The following is a 19,458-nucleotide window of genomic DNA, read 5'->3' on the forward strand; positions in this document are numbered from 1 at the left end:
AATTTCGACAAGGGAACAACCATTTACATCAATATATGCCTAAAGCTGAATTTTTTGTCGGCGTAAAATTAAGAGCACATACTTAATGGAGTAGGTATAAACAACGCCTTCCCCTCTTGCTTAAACTGGTCTTACCAGATATTGTTTTTAACCTGTGTACTTTATATGGGAAATAATAATTCTAATGACCTCACCACACTTTGAGCACACCACTATAACCTGTAATAACAGGCAAACTCTAAGCGCCCGTGTATTTACACCCACCAGCCCTATTAAAGGTGCGGTGATGATTGCCCCTGCAACCGGTATAAAACAACAGTTTTATGCAAATTTTGCTACTTACTTACAACAACAGGGCTTTGGCGTAATTACCTTTGATAACAGTGGTATTGGCCAATCGCTTAACCGCAGTATTAAAAAAAGCAAAGCCACATTACAAACCTGGGGCGAGCAAGACATGCCTGCGGTGCTTGAGCATTTGCAAAGGGTGTTTCCTAATACGCAGTATCATTTAGTGGGCCATAGCGCCGGCGGACAATTAGTGGGGCTAATGCATAACGCCAACGAGCTAAGATCTGCGTTTAACTTTGCTTGCTCGTCAGGTAAATTAACTAATATGCGCTTGGCGTATCAGGTTAAAGCGCACTTTTTTATGAATGGAGTTATCCCCCTTAGTAATGCACTATTTGGCCATACTAAATCACAATGGTTTGGCATGGGCGAGCCACTACCTAAAGGCGTAGCTAAACAATGGCAAAAATGGTGTAACGCACAAGGGTATGTGCAATCAGCATTTGGCAATACCGTATTTCAACACTGTTACAACACGCTTTCTATGCCCTCGCTTTGGGTTAATGCTACCGACGACGACATTGCAAATAACGCGAATGTCGCCGATATGCTCTCGGTTTTTCCTAAATTAAAAGCACAAACACTCACCTTAAACCCACACGACTATGGTTTGAAGGAAATTGGCCATATGAAGTTTTTTAGTAAAAAGTCAGACGGACTATGGCCACTGGCACTTAACTGGCTAAACAAACACAGTTAAAAAAGGATGCGTTTACGCCGTTAATTTACGGCGTTTAGTGGCTTTTTAGCTGGTTTTTCACGTGTTACAAAATAGCAAACGAGTGAACCACCAGTGACCATTATTACTCCTTGCCAAAATGAGGCACTAAGGGTAATTGATAAATAAAGCGCCGAAATAATCGCCGAAAAAACCGGCGTAAAATACGAAAGCGTACCAAGCAGCATTAAGTTACCGCCAATAATTGCTTGGTTCCAAAGTGCATAACCGCTGCCAACAACCACACCAGCTAAAATAAGCGTTATGGTAGCGTGTAGTGTAAAGGTCATTTTTGGCTCGTCACTTAATCCATACAATACCCATAAGCTCAGTGCTGTGGCGATAAAAAATAGCACAATGGCATTTTTCCCATTGCTATTTTTTTGAGTAATCACACAATAAACAGACCAAATAAAAGGCGCTACAAACGCCAGCAAGTAGGCCGTTGGGTTACTTGCAAAATTGCCCATAATACTGTTAATTGACAACCCACTATCGCCACCCACGCACCATGCCACGCCAAAAAAGGCGAGCAGCATACCGGGGTAAATCAATACACTTACTTTACTACGGTTAACAACAATACTGAGCAAAATGGTAAGCGTGGGCCATAAATAATTTATAACCGCCATTTCTACTGCTTGGTGGCGATTATTAGCAAGCCCCACAAACAGTGCTAAACACACCTCGTAAAGTGCAAATAAAGCAGTACCCCAAATAATATAACGCTTATTAAACCCAGCAAATTTAGGACGCCCCATTACCAAAATTAAAAACAGCGCGCTTACACTATACATAAGTGCCGCCCCACCTATAGGGCCAAATAACTCCGAAACATCCCTGAGCAGAGCCACTAAACAGCTCCATAATAAAATAGCGGCAATGCCATAAAGCGTGTATTTGTGATTAGAAAAAAAGTCCATTAACTACCTAAAAGTACTACTTATGTTTGACGTTACGCTAACAGTAATTAATGCTTTAAACAATTGTTGCTCATCATTTATTGTTATAAAGGTGTTTTTAGCCTGCACTTAAGTGTTTGACCTTTTGGTCAGTAAAGTTACAATCATTCAACACGTTAAAAACAGCATCGCCATAATGAGCACACAAACAAAGCCAAATAAAAAAGAACTCACCCGAGTAAAAAACCAAACATTAATACTCGATGCCGCCGAGCAATTATTTTCTCAGCTTGGTTACGATGGCACCAGTATGAGCATGGTTGCCAAAGAAGCAGGCGTTCCTAAGGCCAATATTTTATATTATTTTAAAAGCAAAGACGGCCTATACGAAAACGTAATAGATCGCATAATTGCGCACTGGAACTTAGGCTTAGATAACGTAACCCCTGAGGACGACCCTGCACATGTGCTTTATCACTATATTAAAAGTAAAGTAATACTTGCCGTAAACCAGCCACTGCAATCACGTTTATTTGCCAGTGAAATACTGCGCGGTGCTCCATATTTGCAAAACTACTTTAGAACTAACACGCGCCCGTGGGTAAAACAAAAGGTAGACATGTTTCAGGCCTGGATAGATGCAGGCAAAATGGATAATGTTGACCCTTATCATTTATTATTTACCATTTGGTCAACTACGCAGTACTACGCCGACTTTCAAGCCGAAGTGCTACTGGTAATGAACAAATTAGAATACGACGAAACCGATGTGGCACAAATAACGCAATCAACTGCCCACATAATTTTAAAAGGTATTGGCTTAAAAATACCTGAGCACAGTGAGGCCTAACCCATGAATAACTTTACCACCCCAGACTTATTTGACGATCACCGCGAAAGCGTACAAGTCGCCGACAGCGGCCTGCGCCACTTTGGTAAAAAAACCACCTTTAGTGGTCAAGCAGTTACCGTTACATGTCCAGACGATAACTCGTTTGCCGCCGATATACTGCATGAAAACGGTGAGGGTAAAGTATTGGTTATTGATGGCTTTGCTAGCAAACGCTTTGCTTTTATAGGCGATATTATGGCTGAGCGCGCGTTAAAAAATGGCTGGGAAGGCGTTGTTATTAACGGCTGTTGCCGCGACATTGAAATACTAGCCACTATGGATTTACCGGTTATGGCGCTAGGTTCAACCCCGCGCAGTACATTAAAGCGTGGCTTTGGCGATAAAAACCAAACTGTAACCATGCTGAGTACCTCAATTAACCCTAACGATTGGCTATACGCCGATGTAAATGGCTTAATTATTAGCCCTAACGCATTACTATAAACGCCATATTTGCAACCAAGTTGGTGCAATCACGCACCAACTTGGTGTGTTTTCACCTCTAAATTACGCCTTCTTTAATACTTATATTTTTATAAATATCTGCTAAACCCCATGTAAACCAAATAAAACCTGACCGAGCGGACAACTTTATTGCATTTGGCATTGCTTTTGCTTAGCTTTTAGGCAATATAATAGCTAACCGATTAAAAAGCGGATCAGGCTCTGTAAAATAAAAATAAGATGTTACGCAGTGGGCTGAAAAATAATAATAACTAATTCGTCTTTTTAATCACCCTAAATCTGATTATAACCAGTTGGTCAGATTTACTTTATAACGAGTGGTGATATGAGTACCAAAACACATAATAATTTTACCGGTATTTTTTGTGACCATGGCCCTAACGCATGGCAAACACAAACCCACGGCAAACTTGTAAATAAGCGCCTTGCGGTAAAAGATGTATTTGCTGTTAAAGGCGAGCGCAACAGCGCGGGTAACCCAAGCTGGTTTAAAGCAGCAAAACCTGCACAGCAAACAGCAAGTGCCGTAAATAAACTAATGAATGAAGGTTGTCGCTTTACAGGCTTTACCCATACCGATGAGCTGGCTTACAGCTTAGAGGGCAATAACATTCACTATGGTGCAGCACAAAACCCAAAACTTAAGGGCCATGCAAGTGGTGGCTCAAGTATGGGGTCGGCGGCCGCCGTAGCTGCTAACCTAGCTGATATTGGCTTAGGTACCGATACCGGCGGCTCTATTAGAATACCCGCAAGTTATTGTGGCTTATTTGGCATAAGGCCAAGCCATAACGTCATTGAAAAAGATGGCCTAATACCGCTCGCCCCCCCTTTTGATACCATAGGCTGGCTTACGCAAAGTGCAGAGCTGCTAAGCGATATAGGCAATATACTGTTGCCAAATCAAGCTATTAATAACGTTGATACTTTAGTTATTTGCGAGCCATTATTTGAGCTGGTTGACCCTGCATTACAAGCCCCGCTTAAACAATTGCTTAAAAAAACCAAACCTTATTTTAAACACCATAAAGAATTTAAACTGCCTGACAGCAACTTATTAAGCGAACTGGCTGACAGCTTTAGAATACTGCAAGGGCGAGCAATCGCAAAAACGCATAAAGATTGGCTTCAATTGCCAGGGCAACTTCCCCAGTTTGCTCCGGCAATTGCGGCACGTTTTAACATGGCGCTTGCCCTAACCGCCCAAGAAGAACAAGAAGCACTAAATGTACAAACCCAATGGCAAACATTAATTGCTAAAAACCTAAATACAAACAGTTGTTTATTTTTGCCAACCACACCCATAACTGCACCTAAATTGGGCGCCGACACAAGCGCCTTACGCATGCAAATAATCACCTTATCGGCCATAGCGGGTTTGAGCCGCTCGGCGCAAGTACACTTACCATTGGCTAATTTAGAAAATGGCCACCCTTATGGGTTTTCATTAATGATGAGCCATGGCAACGATAAAAGCCTACTTGCCTGCGTACAACAATTAGCTGCCCACTTTAAACAGGACACACTTGCATGAGCACACACAACATTGCCTTTACTGCCCCGCATTTTGCGGCAACCGAGGCAGGCACCCTAATATTAAAGCAAGGCGGTACAGCCGTTGAGGCCATGGTAGCAGCCGCCGCTGCTATTAGCGTGGTATACCCGCATATGAACTCAATTGGCGGCGACAGCTTTTGGCTTATTGATAACCTAAACCAAAGCACACCCACAGCTATAGATGCCTGCGGGCGCGCACCAAATGATATAAGCGCCTATAGCAATGAGCCACACATACCAGAGCGCGGTGGTTTAAGCGCATTGACCCAAGCGGCTACGCTTCGTGGCTGGCAAAAAGCCCTTGAGGTAGATGAGCACGCAGCTCTACCACTAAGTACTATTTTAGCGCCTGCCATAAAGCTTGCGCGCGAAGGCTTTACAGTGTCAAAAAGCCTGCAAGCAGGCTGCGAAAAGCTTGCTGCCGTTTCAAACACTAACGCTGCATTTAAAGAGCTTTACATACCCAATGGTAAACCGCTACAAGCAGGGCAACATTTTAAAAACCCAAAACTCGCCAGTACCTTTGAGCACTTGGCCGAGCAGGGATTAAATGCTTTTTATGAAGGAGAACTTGCCGACTCATTTGCAAGCGATTTAGCAGCCGCAGGCAGTGTTATTACCCCAGCCGACATAGCCAATACAAAAGCAGATGTAGTAACACCACTTAATGCTAATTTATCGTGCATACAGTGTTTTAACTTACCTGCTCCCACGCAAGGCGTGCATTCTCTGCAAATAATTGGCGCCGTTAATAAACTAAAACACTTGGCCAAAACAGAGGCCGATTGGATGCACTTAATTGTTGAGGCAACCAAACAAAGCTTTACTCACCGTCCCACACTTTGGGCCGACCCAGATGCGCTTGGCGATGATTATAAAAATGCACTAACCGATGAGCGCTTAAGTGCGCTTGCCAGCAATATTGATATGAACCAAGCCAAGCAATGGCCATTTAATGCAGAGCCAGGCGATACCGTTTGGATGGCAGCACGTGATAAAAACGGCCAACTCGTGAGCTTTATTCAAAGTGTTTACTGGGAATTTGGCAGCGGCATATTAATGAGTGAAGGTGGTTTTGTGTGGAATAACCGTGGTTTGAGCTTTAGTTTAAATAACAACGATGCCAATGCCTTAAAAGCACATAAAAAGCCAGCTCATACACTTAACCCTGCTTTAGCAAAATTTGATGATGGCAGACGCCTTGCCTACGGCACCATGGGCGGCGAAGGCCAACCACAAACACAAGCTGCCGTATTTAGTGGTTACGCATGGCGTAATAAATCAATTACCCAAGCAGTAAGCGATCCGCGTTGGTTACTAGGGCGCACCTGGGGCGATACAAGCACAAACTTAAAGGTAGAGCAAAGCTTAGTAATTCAAGTTAAACATGAATTAAATCAACGTGACCACGACTGGGTAAGCGTTGATAATAACAATGAAATGATGGGCCACGCGGGTGCCATTTTAGATACACCTACCAGCCTTGAAGCAGCCACCGACCCTCGTTCAGATGGTCGTGCAACAGTAACTACAGCAGGAACACAATGACAGAAATAATAAATCAATGGCCCATTATAGCGGCCTTAATAGCAACCGGCATTTTTGCAGGTATTTTAGCAGGCCTATTTGGTGTAGGCGGCGGCATAGTAATTGTGCCTGTGCTGTATTTTTTATTGCAAGGCTTTGGCGTAAGCCCCGAGTCGGCCATGATGATAGCCACGGCGACCTCGCTTGCCACCATAGTGCCTACGTCTATTTCGTCTATACGTTCGCACCATGCAAAAGGCAATATCGACCTTGCTTTAATTAAATACTGGGCCCCGTTTATTTTAGTAATGGCCGTTGTATGTAGCTACTTAGCGCACTCAATACGCGGTAATGCGTTGGTACTTATGTTTGCCTGTATTGCTATTTTAGTAAGTTTAAACATGTTATTTAGAGCCGGCGCGCCTGCCCTAGTTAGTAAATTACCAGGTAAATTTGGCCAAGGCATTATGGCAAGTATTGTTGGTGGTTTATCGGTAATGATTGGTATAGGTGGTGGCACTATTGGCGTGCCCATGCTAAACGCGTTTAACGTACGCGCCCATGTTGCCGTTGGCACCGCTGCTGTATTTGGCTTATTAATTGCGCTACCGGGCGTTATTACTTTATTAAGTATTGGTACTACACCCGCCGATGCACCGCTTGGCACGTGGGGCCTTGTAAACCTACCTGCTTTTATACTTATTATTCCGCTTACTATTTTGTTTGCGCCTATTGGCGTAAAAATTGGTAGCAAGCTAGATCAAAAACAATTAAAACGCGCCTTTGCCGTTGTATTAATGATAACGGGCATTCGTATGCTTATTCAGACTCTGGGAGCCTAAACATGTTTAGCGACACGCAAATTCAAACTTTAAATCCGCCACAGCGATTACTCATGGGCCCAGGCCCAATAAACGCAGATCCACGCGTGCTACGTGCTATGTCGGCGCAGCTAATTGGCCAATACGACCCAGTAATGACCGGTTTTATGAACGAAACCATGGCTCGCTATCGCGAAATTTTTAAAACCAAAAACGAATGGACCCTGCTAGTTGACGGTACATCGCGCGCAGGCATAGAAGCCGTTTTATGCTCTATTTTACGCCCAGGCGATAAAGTACTGGTGCCCATTATGGGCCGCTTTGGCCACTTGCTTGCTGAAATAGCCGAGCGCGTAGGCGCAAAAGTACACACCATAGAAGTTCCGTGGGGTGAGGTATTTACCCCCGAACAAATAGAAAAAGCCATTGTTGATGTAAAACCCCATGTACTTGCTATGGTACAGGGCGATACTTCTACAACTATGAACCAACCGCTTGAACACATTGGCGATATTTGCCAAAAGCACGACGTATTATTTTACTGCGATGCCACCGCTTCGATTGTAGGTAACGATTTACCCGCCGATGAGTGGAAACTCGACGCGCTTTCGGTTGGTTTGCAAAAATGTTTAGGCGGTCCTTCTGGCTCTGCGCCTTTAACACTGAGCGATAAATGCGCCGATTGGATCCAAAAACGTAAAAAAGTAGAAGCGGGTATACGCACGGCCGATCATACCGACGGCACCGAGCCATTTGTACGCTCAAACTACTTTGATTTAGGCATGATCATGAATTACTGGGGCGAGGAGCGCCTTAACCACCACACCGAAGCCACCAGCATGCTGTATTGCGCATCAGAATGCGCTCGCATTGTTATTGAAGAAGGCGTAGACAACTGCGTTGCCCGCCACAAGTTACACGGCGATGCCATGCTAACGGGTATTCAAGCGCTAGGCTTAAATGTATTTGGCGATTTAAACCATAAAATGAACAACGTAGTGGGTGTGTATATCCCCGAGGGCATTAATGCTGACCACGTCCGCGCTCAAATGCTAACCGACTTTGGTATTGAAATTGGCACCTCGTTTGGCCCGCTGCATGGCAAAATTTGGCGTATTGGCACCATGGGTTACAACGCCCGTAAAGATGCCGTATTACAAACATTGGCAAGCCTAGATGCCTGCTTACATGCCAACGGCTATAAAGGCCCTAAAGGCGAAGCCGCTATTGCCGCCCTTGCCCATTATAAATAAAAAAAGGATTTAGCATGACGATCGCAAGCCCCCTCCATGAGCCATTATTAAACACTGAGCTGGCTAATAAATTTGCCGCGCGCGCGTTATTGCGCTGTAAAACGCTCAGTGGCCTATCGCAAATGCAAGGTGGCATTCACCGTGTGTATTTATCTAAAGAGCACAAAGAGTGTAACCGTGTAACTGCTGCGTGGATGGCTGAGGCGGGCATGCAATCGTGGCAAGACCAAGTCGGCAATTTATGGGGGCGTTTAGCATCATCTAACCCAAACGCTAAACGTTTAATTATTGGCTCACACCTAGACACCGTACCAAACGCCGGTGCATTTGATGGTATTTTAGGCGTGTTGCTGGGTATTGAAATCGCCGCCCTTGCGCATACACTTAAGCTTGATTTACCGTTTCATTTAGATGTTGTGGGTTTTTGTGATGAAGAAGGCACCCGCTTTGCCACCACATTAATTGGCTCAAAAGCACTGGCAAACGAGTTTGACCCGCAGTGGTTAAATATAGAAGATACAAACGGCATTACTATGCGCCAAGCCATGCTTGATTTTGGCCTAAACCCAAATGATTACGCAAAAGCAGCGCTTAATAAAAACGAGTTACTCGGTTACTGGGAAACCCACATAGAGCAAGGCCCCGTGCTTGAGTCGGTAAATCAAGCATTAGGCATTGTTACTGCCATTGCAGGGGCAAAGCGCGCTATGATCACGCTAACAGGCCAAAGCGGCCACGCGGGTACTACACCAATGAACTTACGCCAAGATTCGTTAGCAGGCTGCGCCGAGCTTACCCTTGCCATAGAGCAACTAGCAAAAAGTGCCAGTAATGGTGAAGTAGCCACTGTAGGGCAAATTCAAGCACGCCCAGGCGCTACAAATGTCATTGCCGGTAAAACCACTATAAGCCTTGATGCACGCGCACAAAACGATAACGACCTTGCAGTTTTACTTAATGCAATACATACCCGCGCGGAGCAAATTGCAACTAGCCGTAATTTAACGCTCGATTGGCAATGGACACATGCGGCCGACGCCGTAGCGTGCGACACTCAAATTCAACAATTGTTTAGCAGTGCCTGTAAATTGAATAACCAAGCCTCGCCTTCACTTGCCTCTGGCGCTGGGCACGATGCCATGGCAATAGCCCCTATTTGCCCTGTTGGTATGCTGTTTATACGCAGCCCTGGCGGAATAAGCCATCACCCCGCAGAAGCTGTTATTGATGAGGATGTAACAAAAGCCCTTAGCGTAATGTACAGCGCCCTTATGCTGTATGTAAAAGAGTTAGAAAAGTAACAAACGCTTGTGCATCCGCAGGGTAAAGTTATGTTTGTTAGCTTAGCCCTGCGTATTAAACTTGGCTGTGATTATTAATTAAAGCCAGTATTTAAAGTCGGTGTTTTAAACTTAATTAAGGCTTAAGCCAAGCTCATTTAAACTCGCTTCAAAACGTTGCCATTTTCTATTTATCTTACGCTTAGCCGATGAGCTCACATAATTACTAATAGGAAAAAACTCAGTATTACCAATATCATCCACCACTACACATTGCTCAATGGTGCCGTTATTATTAACACACGCTATATTGCGTGGTTTTATTTCTTTGGTGATCACTAAATTATGTATTAAATAATCTTTTAGCTTTAATAGCGGCTCGACTAGTGCTTCACTATTTGGCTGATTTAAATAATGCTCAAGGGTTTTAGCCGGCTGATTATTTGCATCAATCACTAAATCAAACACGTACCCTGTGCCAATATTGGTTTGCACCGTACCATGGTATCGCGCTAATAACTGCCACTGAATATTTCGGTTACTAAGTCGCTTATAATAAGCCAACTCTTGGTCTTGTTCTTGCGAAAACCCATCATGGCTTACTTTAATACATAAATTATGTGCCTCAGGGTGCCTATAACACGTTCTATGCGCCCCTTTACCTACCATTAAGTCATCGTTTAATGAGATCAAACCAATTTTCGTCCTAGCGTAAATTTAAAAATACTAACTCGCTTAATTAAGTAATCTATTTTAAGAAGGGAAACCCGTGTTGATAGCTGGGCAAAAGTTCGCTATTTAGTCGCTCTAAATGAGTTTTTTTTAACAGGTAGCAAGACGTTTAGCCCCGTAAAATGATCAAGTATTATTGTGGATTAGTAATAAACGAGGTAAATAACACGCCTTAAAATGCACGCTTGGTATTTACATCTATTAGTGCTGCTTCTATTACGGTGTCAGTAATAAAGTAGGCACGTTCGTTAAATAAGCCGACCATTTTAACTATAAATTAGGGTTAATCAAGGTAAATTAGCTACAATTCACTCACAATAAAGGCTAGATTCGACTTTCTTTTGTGTTTTTTTAAATGAGTTTCAGGCTGTTGAGGTAAGGAGGAGATACAAAAAGTTGAGAGTTGTTCGTGGTAGTTGACCTAGTCTTAAAAATAAATATTTAGATAGTAGAAGCCCTTTTTTTTTACTATCTAAATACTCCGGTATATAGCTAAACAGACTTTGTATATTTGTATTCGCATGAAACAACCGCTGCACATAAGCCACTAAAAGCTAAAATACAGACTGACGATACTGCACCCCAAATTGCCATTATCATCACAGGTAAACCGGCATTTGGTGCAGACATAACTATTCCATTTCCTAAGTCTTTAGGTGCGCCAAGATTAGAGAAAATACCAAATAAACCAATGCAAATAGCTACAAAAAACAGTATGTAACTCAAAAACCCAAGCATTCTAGAAGCGATAAGCAGGCCCTTAAGGTTTTCTGTTTTAATTTTTGAGTATGGGTAAAGTTTCATATATATCCTTAATTTAATTACTTTTATTATTTTTCCTGAGCGAATGTTTATTATTCACACAAGCAAACATAAAAACAAGTAGGAGCAACTTAAAATAGCCAATTCACCAAGTAGTTAGCCAAGCCTATTAAATTTATAACTAAGTATTAGATGTATATTGAAATAAGAGAATTGCTTTAGCTAACCCTCGTTAAAAACATTTATTATGCAGTTGTTCGGGTGGCTACATAAAACTAACTTTAGGGCCACCCGCTTTAATTTTTATAGTTACTCAATCGTTACCTTTGCATCACTTACCCATGTTTCGGTTATCGGCTCTTCGTTTTTATCAACTAAATACGCGCGTATGCTTACGGGGTCGTTATTGCTTTGTTTGTAGTCAAATGCTAATCGCCATTGGTTGGTACCCACTATTGGGTAAGCACCAATTGGCTCTAATATTTCGCCGTTGCTGGCTTCAACTATAGGCTTTATACCGCTTTCTCTGTCTAGGCCTTTTAATACAGGCCCTTCAAAGTCTATCACCATTTTGTTTACGCCCTCAGGAATAGGCTGGCCAGGAACTCCGCCCTGCCCTTGGCGAGTATTAACAACACTTGCTAGGTTTTTTAATTTTGGATCGAGTGGACGCCACTCAATATCATAAGAAAAGGTAAACTCATCGCCTTTACGTACCTCTTTTTCAGGCACCCAATAAGCAACAATGTTATCAAACGTTTCATCTTTAGTTGGAATTTCGATTAGCTGCACAGCGCCTTTACCCCAATCACCCTGAGGTTTTATCCATGCTGATGAGCGCTTATTGTAAAATACGCCATCGTCTTGGTAGTTATTAAAGTCGCGATCTCTTTGGATTAAACCAAAGCCTTTTGGGTTCTCATCAATAAAGCTATTGGTCGACACCGATTGCGGATTATTTAACGGTCGCCAAATATACTGGCCCGATCCAGTATGAATCGCTAAGCCATCGCTATCGTGAATTTCTGGGCGCCAGTCTTTAGCTTGTGTTTTATCTTTTTCTGAGTACCAATACATACTCGTTAGCGGTGCTATGCCTAAGCGCTCTACATCGGCGCGCATATACAAATTAGCACTTACAGAGGTAACATGCCCTTTGGCCTCTTTGTTGTCTTTACTTAAACCAAACCGATAAGCACCTGTAACAGAGGGTCCCTCAAGCAATGCCCACACAGACATGCTTTCACCTTTATTTTCTGCAGGGCCTAACCAAAATGCCGAAAAGCGCGGAAATTCTTCTGGCTCACTCATACCGGTATTTATTGCAATACCGCGAGCCGACAACCCATATTGCCCTTGTGGGCCATCAGTTCTAAAATAAGACGCCCCCAAAAACGATATCCAATCTGGTTTTATATCAGGGCGCATAATTCTAAAGCCTGCAAACCCAAACCCTTCTGGCAGGTCGTGGGCAGGGCTGTCGTCAGGCATATCAAAAAGCGCATTATTAAAAGGCAGTTCTTTTACGTTGTTTTTATCATCTCTGATATAAATACTTACCGGCTCAGGAAAATATCGCCCTGGGTAAAATAACTGCACCGGTGCCTTTTTGCCATTTGGGTAGAGGGTTTCATCTTCTTTAAAGCGTATTTTCCAGTGTTCATCGTAGGTAATTTTATCAATAAGATCAGGTGCGGGCACTGCAGTTGGCGTATAAGGCTTTTTGGCAGAGGCTTTTGCCATTGCTTTTAAATCTTCAAAAGTAAACTTAGCACTTGCTTGTGCTTGCGCCGCGTGTAACGACACAGAGGAGGTAATAATAGCGGCAATAAATAACTTTAACTTCATAAAAAGTATCTCTAGTAAAATGAGTCTAAAAATAAGCGCCCAGTATGAGCGCCTAACTTAAAATGCGTGTAAAGATATTACACACGGCAATATGAACTCGCGTTTACTAAAATAACGTTATTTGGCGAAGCTTTTATGCTTAGCTGCGTTTGGGGAAGTTGTATTTGAATAGTTATGTTTGGATAGTTGTGTTTAATAAATGCGGCTAATCCAGCTTTTACTTAGTTAAAGCCAGTGAGTGCTTTAAAATCGAAATACTGAACAATGCGTCGCAGCTAGGCTTAGTATAAACACCTGATTAATAAAGGCTTGTGAACAAGAACTGAGAAGTCGAGTAGCATGTTCAACCCCCTATTAAATTTTAACACCCACTTAAAAGTGCTAAGCCTGGGGAATTGCCATTACATTGGTTTGCTATGTATTAGAGGCCACCACATAAGTCTAAAAAATTCCCTGTTGAAAACGATGACTTTGCCGATGAAAGCCAATAAATAGCTTCGGCCACCTCCCCAGGTTCACCTCCACGCTTAAGAGGAATAAGCTCCTTTAACCTTTCTACTCTTTCAGGTTCACCACCATCAGCGTGCATTTGCGTATTAATTAGCCCAGGGCGCACACAATTAACTCTAATGCCTTCACTGGCAACTTCTAGTGATAATCCTTTGGTGAGTGTATCTATAGCCCCTTTTGAGGCAGCATAATCAATATATTCATTCGGTGAACCTGAACGAGACGCCCCCGATGAAACATTTACAATAACCCCTCCGTTTCCGCCATGACGTGTAGACATACGCTTTATGGCCTCTCGGCAGCACAAAAAGTAACTAGTCACGTTGTTTGCTAAAATAGTATTAATTCTTTCAGCTGTTAAATTCTCCAAACGCGACTGCTTATGTAAAATACCAGCGTTATTAACAAGCACTGACAAAGGGCCTAGCTCTGAATCAATTTTTTTAAACAGCCTTACTACATCATTCTCAACCGAAACATCTGCTTGGACTGTAATACAACGATTACCTGCAGCCCTAATATCGCTTGCGACAGCTTCAGCCGAAGCTCGATTAGATTTGTAATTGATACAAACCGCATACCCTTTTGATGCAAATAATTTAGACGTAGCAGCACCAATACCTCGGCCTCCGCCCGTTATTAAAACCACTTTTGTGTTATTCATAAGTCATCCTTAAATAATGATATTGGAGGAATATGGAATGCTTTGCTAAATAATAATTTGTTGGCATGGCTTTTTGCGTTGTTTGCCAAAAACATGACAACGTAACATTGCCGGAGTTTAGGCGCTTGTTATATACCCTTACTTTGTTTTATTTCTTGTTTCCATTAACGTGATACGAGCATTAATGTTTTTAATCGCATGAGCGACATAATGATAAAGAACAAAAAATGCTGATATACCTGTTATTAGAGCGGCTGGTATAGACGGAATAGTTAGAGTAAGGATGAGCGCAATTGCAGTAATTCCAATGACAATAAGCCATGTGTGGGTTGCACTGAAAAGTTTTCGATTTTGTTGCTCGATAATTTTTATACTTTGATCTATATCCATTACCACAAACTCCTTGGGGTATATAACAGCTTATTGAACACCACTTTGGGGGGTTATAACCCCCCAAAAACGGCGCATATTACATCGCTCAATAATTCCACTAAATAATTGCAATGTAAACAAGCAATTAGGCATGCAGTTAAAAACCCTTGTTTATTTTGCACCAAAACGACTTTTAATAATGTTATTGGACAACGTCACAATAGCTGTTTATGTGAACAATTTATTCTAAGGGTAAATTTTGGCTTTGGGTATTTAGCACGTATGAGTTAAAGCATTGGCCAGATAAGCGAGCCTTAACATAATAATGAAACAGGCCCGCTGGAGTGTTTATGATAAAACGAATTGGTTAGTGATTTACTTTACATCAAAGTTCACATGATCAAAGTAAGGATTACTCTCACGCGCTTTAAGTAGACTAATTGTAGTGAGCACAATAAGCTTTAGCTCGCCATTTACGTTAATGGCAATGCACTCTTGTTTAAGTGCATTGCGTTTTGTATCAGTTGCTACGCCACATACACCATCGCCATTTTTTAATACAAGCTCAATATTCAGCCTGTGCATACAGGCAATTTCGATGTAATCGTAATGGTTGCAACTGATCATAAAGTTCTCTTTACATTATTTAGCTGGTTTAAATAGCATTAAAGTGGCAATAACAACTAAGTTGCCTACATACCATAAATCTTTAATTACAAATTGTCCTAAACGTTCTAATAACGTGCTTGAGCTAAATGCACCGGTGGCGGTAATTAAAAATGTTTGGGTCATTAAAAATACACTTAAACACGCTAAGCCACTAACAATAATAAGCTTTTTATTGTTGAGTAAAATGCCTGCACCAAGTAGTACTGCAAATAATACATCAAACCCACCAATGATATTTGATGCGCCTTGTACGCTAAATACCGTGTATAACCACGACATAAACGGTGAGGTTTCTACTAGGCTTACAATGGCTTTGGCCTCAAACTCATAAAATTTCATGCCGCCAATCCACAGTAAAACCATAGCAACCGGTATAAAGTTTAAAAATACGTGTTGTTTGTCTGTTAGCTTATTTTTGTAAAACAAAAATAAATACAAAGGGATAACAGCAAAGTATTTAATTATGCCTTGCCCACTGCCAATAATTGGAAAGCCGCCTAACTGTGCCATCCAGCGGTTACTGGCAAATAAGGTAAGTAAAGGCACTATGCTAACAACTAATGCGAGTATAACTGCAGGCACAGGCTTTACTAATTTTAAATGCGCAGCTAAGGTGGTGACTGCCAGCGCAATCATTGCAGTGCCTGTGAGTAAACCTAATGTGTTTACACTGAGTAAAGTATCAAGTTTATAAAAACTAAAGGTAGCTGTAAGTGTATTTGGGTTTGCACCTAAAGCAAACGATACGCCAAGTAATGCAAAGCTGAGTGTAAGTAAAAAGGTGAGTGCGTTATTTGTGTGTGTTATGTTCATTGTGTGCCCATTAAATCTGTAATGGCTAATAAAGACCTAATTTTTACAAAAAGTGATTCAACTAAAGTTAAATTTTTTAAATACTAGGAAGGACATTTTGGATTTTACGTTTACAAAAGCCACGCGTGAAAAGCGGTTTAACCTGCGCTTTGGTTAAGAGATTTAGATATAGTTGGTTAGTAATGTTACTGGGTCTGTTTTCTCTAGCTAGAAATTTTAAGTGAAAACAAGGCGAATTTGCGCGTCAATAGCTAGCCTATTGCAAGTAAATTCAACGCAGTTAGCGCTAAGAATAGCTGCTTGAGATAGATTTATTAGCCAAGGCTCAGGTTATTAATTAAATCTTAGAAAACTTACTATGGTAGAGCACCTTGAGGTGGCCGGCTTATTTTTAACTGAGCAACAGCATAATGAAAGGGTTGACGAACAATACGATTGCTCTCATCTTATACAGTTTAATGGTAATACCATAGGTACGTTAAAGTACAAAATATGGGGTAGCCACATTGAAATAATGCAATTACAAATACACCCCAACCATCAAAATAAAGGCTACGGCAGAGGCGTTATTGAGCAAGTAATTAAAACTGCAAAGTTAAAGCCTATCAAACTAACAGTACTTAAAAACAACCCTGCTAAAGCACTTTATACTCGACTAGGCTTTAAGATCACTGGGGAAGATAACTATGAGTACCATATGCAAACTCAGCCAATTAATAACTCCCGCCTTAAAACCTAATCACCTTGATTTTTAAAATCTTTTTTTCTGAAAATGGTTAGGTGCCAGCCCCATTTAAGCGAGCCAAGCCTTAAAAAAACCGTTGAAAACAATGAGCCTAAAATACACCAAATATAATCGACTTCTAGGGTAAATAACGCAGCATAAACTAAACCACCGACTAAGCAGGCTGAGGCATAGGGTTCGTTACGCATAACTGAAGGCACTTCACGGCAAATCACATCGCGTATTAGGCCGCCAAATATCCCTGTAGTGATCCCCATTGTTATCGCGATAATCATACCTGTGCCGCCTATTAAGGCTTTTTCTATGCCCATAATATTAAATAATGCCATCCCTATGGCATCTACGAGTAAAAAGTAATAGTTGTTTACATGTGGTAGATAACGCACAAATAATATGGTGGCGATAATAGCGGCGTACGCTGAATATAAATACTCGGGCGTGGCTACCCAAAAGATCGGTTTATCTAACAGTATATCTCGTAGTGTGCCACCACCTAAAGCAGTAACTGTTGCAACTACAACTACACCAAATCCACTTATGTTTTTTTCGTAGCCCAATAATGCGCCTGCTACAGCAAAAAATGCCACACCGAGTAACCCCAGCACCATAAAGTATTCAGCAGTCATGTGCAGTCCTTTTAAAAATTTATAAATGTGTGCATCAACTTATATGCCAAAAATAATTAGCAAGAGCAAAAAGAGGATTAAAAAATACTATTTAAAAACAATACAGTAGAAAACGTTTAACGCAGTTGTAGGTAAGGCTTAATAAAATGTAATATTTAAAAAGGTAATTATTTTAAAAGTGAGTAGTTTTTACACATTTTTTGTTTTTAGCTGAGCTGCTTTTTTTAGTGCCCACCAACCAATTGTTAGACTCATTAATATACGTACGGGAAAGTAAACAACAGCAGGAATACCAAATAACCAATTGGCAAAGCCTTGGGGCATTACATAAAATGCAACCTGCTTCACCCAATAAATAAACTCAACATACTGCGCTAAAAAGTCATTAAGCGATAAGCTCAGAGGTGCTAAATTATTACTGATTACAACCCATAGTGCATACATACCAAGCAAGCCATCACCCACACTGCCAATATAAGATGAGTAACCTATAAATAATAAAAAGCCGCGCATAGTAAGTCCCTGTTAGCTGAATTGTAAGTTAAATAATAACTAGCCTAGTTAATTGCAGCCTTTATTGGTTTTAGTTAGGTGAACGTCATGAACACTTGCATGGGCGCCACAGTAAAACATATAGTTGGAGCAGTGATGGTTCTCATCCTTAAGATTCAAGCCATTTTCATCAAATTCTAGCTCAAATTTACAGTTAATGACGTATTCGGGCTCTTGTTCTTCAAACACCAGTTTTTTATCCTTTAGTACCAAAGGTAATGGTTCTGTAGTTCCCTCAGCGGCGCTGTGATAGTGCAAATATGAAAGTTGTAGCCCCATATAAGGCCTTCTGTAAAATATTTTTCGCTTTTTTTGAATATATTTATGTAACTCGTTTTTAGTTTAAAATGCTCATTACTTTCGCCTCCATCTTTGTTGAGCATAGGGGTCGCGCCTGTTATTTTATCCGTTGTGGAATAACATCCTTCAAATGAGCTTGCATATGAATATCCACTAAAGATGACACTTACTAGCATCAAAAATATTAAAACCAGTTTGCTCACCACTGCTCCTTGCTGCGCTGTTAATCTTCGTCAAAAAAACGGCCACTATCATCTGTCATTTTTACTGGTAGGCCGTTATCAACCATAAAATAGTAAAAACGTAGGTCGTCAATTAAGTCTGGAGCGGTTATTTCAATATCTTGGTATGTCGCGTTTTTAAACTTAAATCGTAAAATATGCTCAAAACGCTTAGTTTGGCAATAAAGCACTTCTTCTAGCTCAGACACTTTTATATTTATGCCGAGTAGTTCAAACTCGCCATTTACAATTTCAATTGCATGAGCCTGTTCTGTGTTTGCACAATACCACTGTGAAAAAAACCTCAATAATACAAACGCAAAGAGGTATAAAAATTGATGCAGCAAAGGCTGTTCAATAAATACCTCTACCCAAAATAAAACTATAACTGCGATAAATGTGTTGAAACCAAGCGTCCAAAGTAGTTTTGCGCTGGGTGTTTTTTTGTACCTTGTTAGTTTATTCATAAGTCCCTTTTTAACGTTATCCCTAGATAAATATTGCTACAAAATATTACTTATTTTTTTCCTGCTATTGTTGGGTCGGCATTGTTTGCGGGCTCTTGCGCTTATAAGTGCGTCTATTCCTTCTCGCGCTCAGGAAAGCGTTCTCGGTCAATGGCTTTTGCGCTGGAGTAAAGTTCATCTAATGTGTAGGTAGAAAAGTCTATTGGGGTGTCCATGCTTGGGGGGATTCCTTTACGTAATTTATCTCAAAGTAGCATAGCTTTAGTAATTTATTCAATATCTTAAATTAAAGACTGGCGTAGCTTTTAACTTTTAACTTTTAACTTTTAGCTTTTAGCTTTTAGCTTTTAGCTTTTAGCTTTTAGCTTTTAGCTTTTAGCTTTTAGCTTTTAGCTTTTAGCTTTTAGCTTT

Annotated in this window: 21 protein-coding genes; 9 read left to right on the plus strand and 12 right to left on the minus strand. The window is 41.2% G+C overall.

Annotated features, from left to right (window positions below):
* Window positions 1-184 precede the first annotated feature (184 nt).
* Window positions 185-1,051: an alpha/beta fold hydrolase gene (locus AN389_RS12270; RefSeq protein ID WP_055014519.1), complete on the plus strand. Its 867-nt coding sequence runs from the start codon at window positions 185-187 to the stop codon at window positions 1,049-1,051.
* A 20-nt stretch (window positions 1,052-1,071) separates the two neighbouring features.
* Here AN389_RS12270 and yddG read toward each other — a convergent pair whose 3' ends face one another.
* A complete protein-coding gene (gene yddG / locus AN389_RS12275) occupies window positions 1,072-1,992 on the minus strand; it encodes an aromatic amino acid DMT transporter YddG (RefSeq protein ID WP_055014520.1) in 921 nt (306 codons plus the stop codon).
* A 175-nt stretch (window positions 1,993-2,167) separates the two neighbouring features.
* Here yddG and AN389_RS12280 point away from each other — a divergent pair, with 175 nt between their 5' ends.
* From AN389_RS12280 to AN389_RS12310, 7 genes are all read left to right on the plus strand, one after another.
* On the plus strand, window positions 2,168-2,821 hold the full coding sequence (locus AN389_RS12280; RefSeq protein ID WP_055014521.1) for a TetR/AcrR family transcriptional regulator: 654 nt from the start codon (window positions 2,168-2,170) through the stop codon (window positions 2,819-2,821).
* Window positions 2,822-2,824: 3 nt separating this feature from the next.
* On the plus strand, window positions 2,825-3,307 hold the full coding sequence (locus AN389_RS12285) for a putative 4-hydroxy-4-methyl-2-oxoglutarate aldolase (RefSeq protein ID WP_055019899.1): 483 nt from the start codon (window positions 2,825-2,827) through the stop codon (window positions 3,305-3,307).
* Window positions 3,308-3,653: 346 nt separating this feature from the next.
* A complete protein-coding gene (locus AN389_RS12290; protein ID WP_055019900.1) occupies window positions 3,654-4,862 on the plus strand; it encodes an amidase family protein in 1,209 nt (402 codons plus the stop codon).
* Window positions 4,859-6,433: a gamma-glutamyltransferase family protein gene (locus AN389_RS12295; RefSeq protein WP_055019901.1), complete on the plus strand. Its 1,575-nt coding sequence runs from the start codon at window positions 4,859-4,861 to the stop codon at window positions 6,431-6,433. Before AN389_RS12290 ends, AN389_RS12295 begins: the two co-directional genes overlap by 4 nt.
* Window positions 6,430-7,254, plus strand: coding sequence for a sulfite exporter TauE/SafE family protein (locus tag AN389_RS12300; RefSeq protein WP_055017403.1), 825 nt, complete (start codon window positions 6,430-6,432; stop codon window positions 7,252-7,254). The genes AN389_RS12295 and AN389_RS12300 overlap by 4 nt, the downstream gene beginning before the upstream one ends.
* Before the next feature lie 2 nt (window positions 7,255-7,256).
* Window positions 7,257-8,486: an alanine--glyoxylate aminotransferase family protein gene (locus AN389_RS12305; protein ID WP_055019902.1), complete on the plus strand. Its 1,230-nt coding sequence runs from the start codon at window positions 7,257-7,259 to the stop codon at window positions 8,484-8,486.
* Between the two features lie 14 nt (window positions 8,487-8,500).
* Complete coding sequence (locus tag AN389_RS12310; protein ID WP_055019903.1) at window positions 8,501-9,787, plus strand: allantoate amidohydrolase; 1,287 nt, start codon at window positions 8,501-8,503, stop codon at window positions 9,785-9,787.
* A 111-nt stretch (window positions 9,788-9,898) separates the two neighbouring features.
* Here the strand turns inward: AN389_RS12310 and AN389_RS12315 are convergent, their stop codons facing one another.
* The 7 genes from AN389_RS12315 to AN389_RS12345 form a co-directional block, all read right to left on the minus strand.
* Window positions 9,899-10,459, minus strand: coding sequence for a YrbL family protein (locus tag AN389_RS12315; protein WP_055019904.1), 561 nt, complete (start codon window positions 10,457-10,459; stop codon window positions 9,899-9,901).
* Window positions 10,460-10,990: 531 nt separating this feature from the next.
* Window positions 10,991-11,302 carry a hypothetical protein gene (locus AN389_RS12320; RefSeq protein WP_055019905.1) on the minus strand — a complete coding sequence of 104 codons (312 nt, stop codon included), beginning with the start codon at window positions 11,300-11,302 and terminating at the stop codon, window positions 10,991-10,993.
* Between the two features lie 267 nt (window positions 11,303-11,569).
* Window positions 11,570-13,108: a glucan biosynthesis protein gene (locus AN389_RS12325; protein ID WP_055019906.1), complete on the minus strand. Its 1,539-nt coding sequence runs from the start codon at window positions 13,106-13,108 to the stop codon at window positions 11,570-11,572.
* A gap of 421 nt (window positions 13,109-13,529) precedes the next feature.
* Window positions 13,530-14,282 (minus strand): SDR family oxidoreductase, encoded by a 753-nt coding sequence (locus AN389_RS12330; RefSeq protein ID WP_055019907.1) that lies wholly within the window; start codon window positions 14,280-14,282, stop codon window positions 13,530-13,532.
* Window positions 14,283-14,420: 138 nt separating this feature from the next.
* Complete coding sequence (locus tag AN389_RS12335) at window positions 14,421-14,672, minus strand: hypothetical protein (RefSeq protein WP_055019908.1); 252 nt, start codon at window positions 14,670-14,672, stop codon at window positions 14,421-14,423.
* Between the two features lie 357 nt (window positions 14,673-15,029).
* Window positions 15,030-15,281 (minus strand): Rho-binding antiterminator, encoded by a 252-nt coding sequence (locus tag AN389_RS12340; protein ID WP_055019909.1) that lies wholly within the window; start codon window positions 15,279-15,281, stop codon window positions 15,030-15,032.
* A 15-nt stretch (window positions 15,282-15,296) separates the two neighbouring features.
* Entirely contained in the window at window positions 15,297-16,136 is an 840-nt protein-coding gene (locus AN389_RS12345) for a DUF417 family protein (protein WP_055019910.1), read from the minus strand.
* 358 nt (window positions 16,137-16,494) lie between these two features.
* Here AN389_RS12345 and AN389_RS12350 point away from each other — a divergent pair, with 358 nt between their 5' ends.
* Complete coding sequence (locus AN389_RS12350) at window positions 16,495-16,875, plus strand: N-acetyltransferase (protein ID WP_055019911.1); 381 nt, start codon at window positions 16,495-16,497, stop codon at window positions 16,873-16,875.
* Here AN389_RS12350 and AN389_RS12355 read toward each other — a convergent pair.
* From AN389_RS12355 to AN389_RS12370, 4 genes are all read right to left on the minus strand, one after another.
* Window positions 16,872-17,507: a trimeric intracellular cation channel family protein gene (locus tag AN389_RS12355; RefSeq protein WP_055019912.1), complete on the minus strand. Its 636-nt coding sequence runs from the start codon at window positions 17,505-17,507 to the stop codon at window positions 16,872-16,874. The two genes, AN389_RS12350 and AN389_RS12355, sit on opposite strands and share 4 nt — an antisense overlap.
* A gap of 189 nt (window positions 17,508-17,696) precedes the next feature.
* Entirely contained in the window at window positions 17,697-18,020 is a 324-nt protein-coding gene (locus AN389_RS12360; protein WP_055018919.1) for a hypothetical protein, read from the minus strand.
* Window positions 18,021-18,068: 48 nt separating this feature from the next.
* Window positions 18,069-18,338: a hypothetical protein gene (locus AN389_RS12365; protein ID WP_235575972.1), complete on the minus strand. Its 270-nt coding sequence runs from the start codon at window positions 18,336-18,338 to the stop codon at window positions 18,069-18,071.
* Window positions 18,339-18,582: 244 nt separating this feature from the next.
* Complete coding sequence (locus tag AN389_RS12370; RefSeq protein ID WP_055016912.1) at window positions 18,583-19,047, minus strand: hypothetical protein; 465 nt, start codon at window positions 19,045-19,047, stop codon at window positions 18,583-18,585.
* Window positions 19,048-19,458 lie beyond the last annotated feature (411 nt).

The organism is Pseudoalteromonas sp. P1-7a (genome assembly GCF_001401855.1).
Classification (GTDB): domain Bacteria; phylum Pseudomonadota; class Gammaproteobacteria; order Enterobacterales; family Alteromonadaceae; genus Pseudoalteromonas.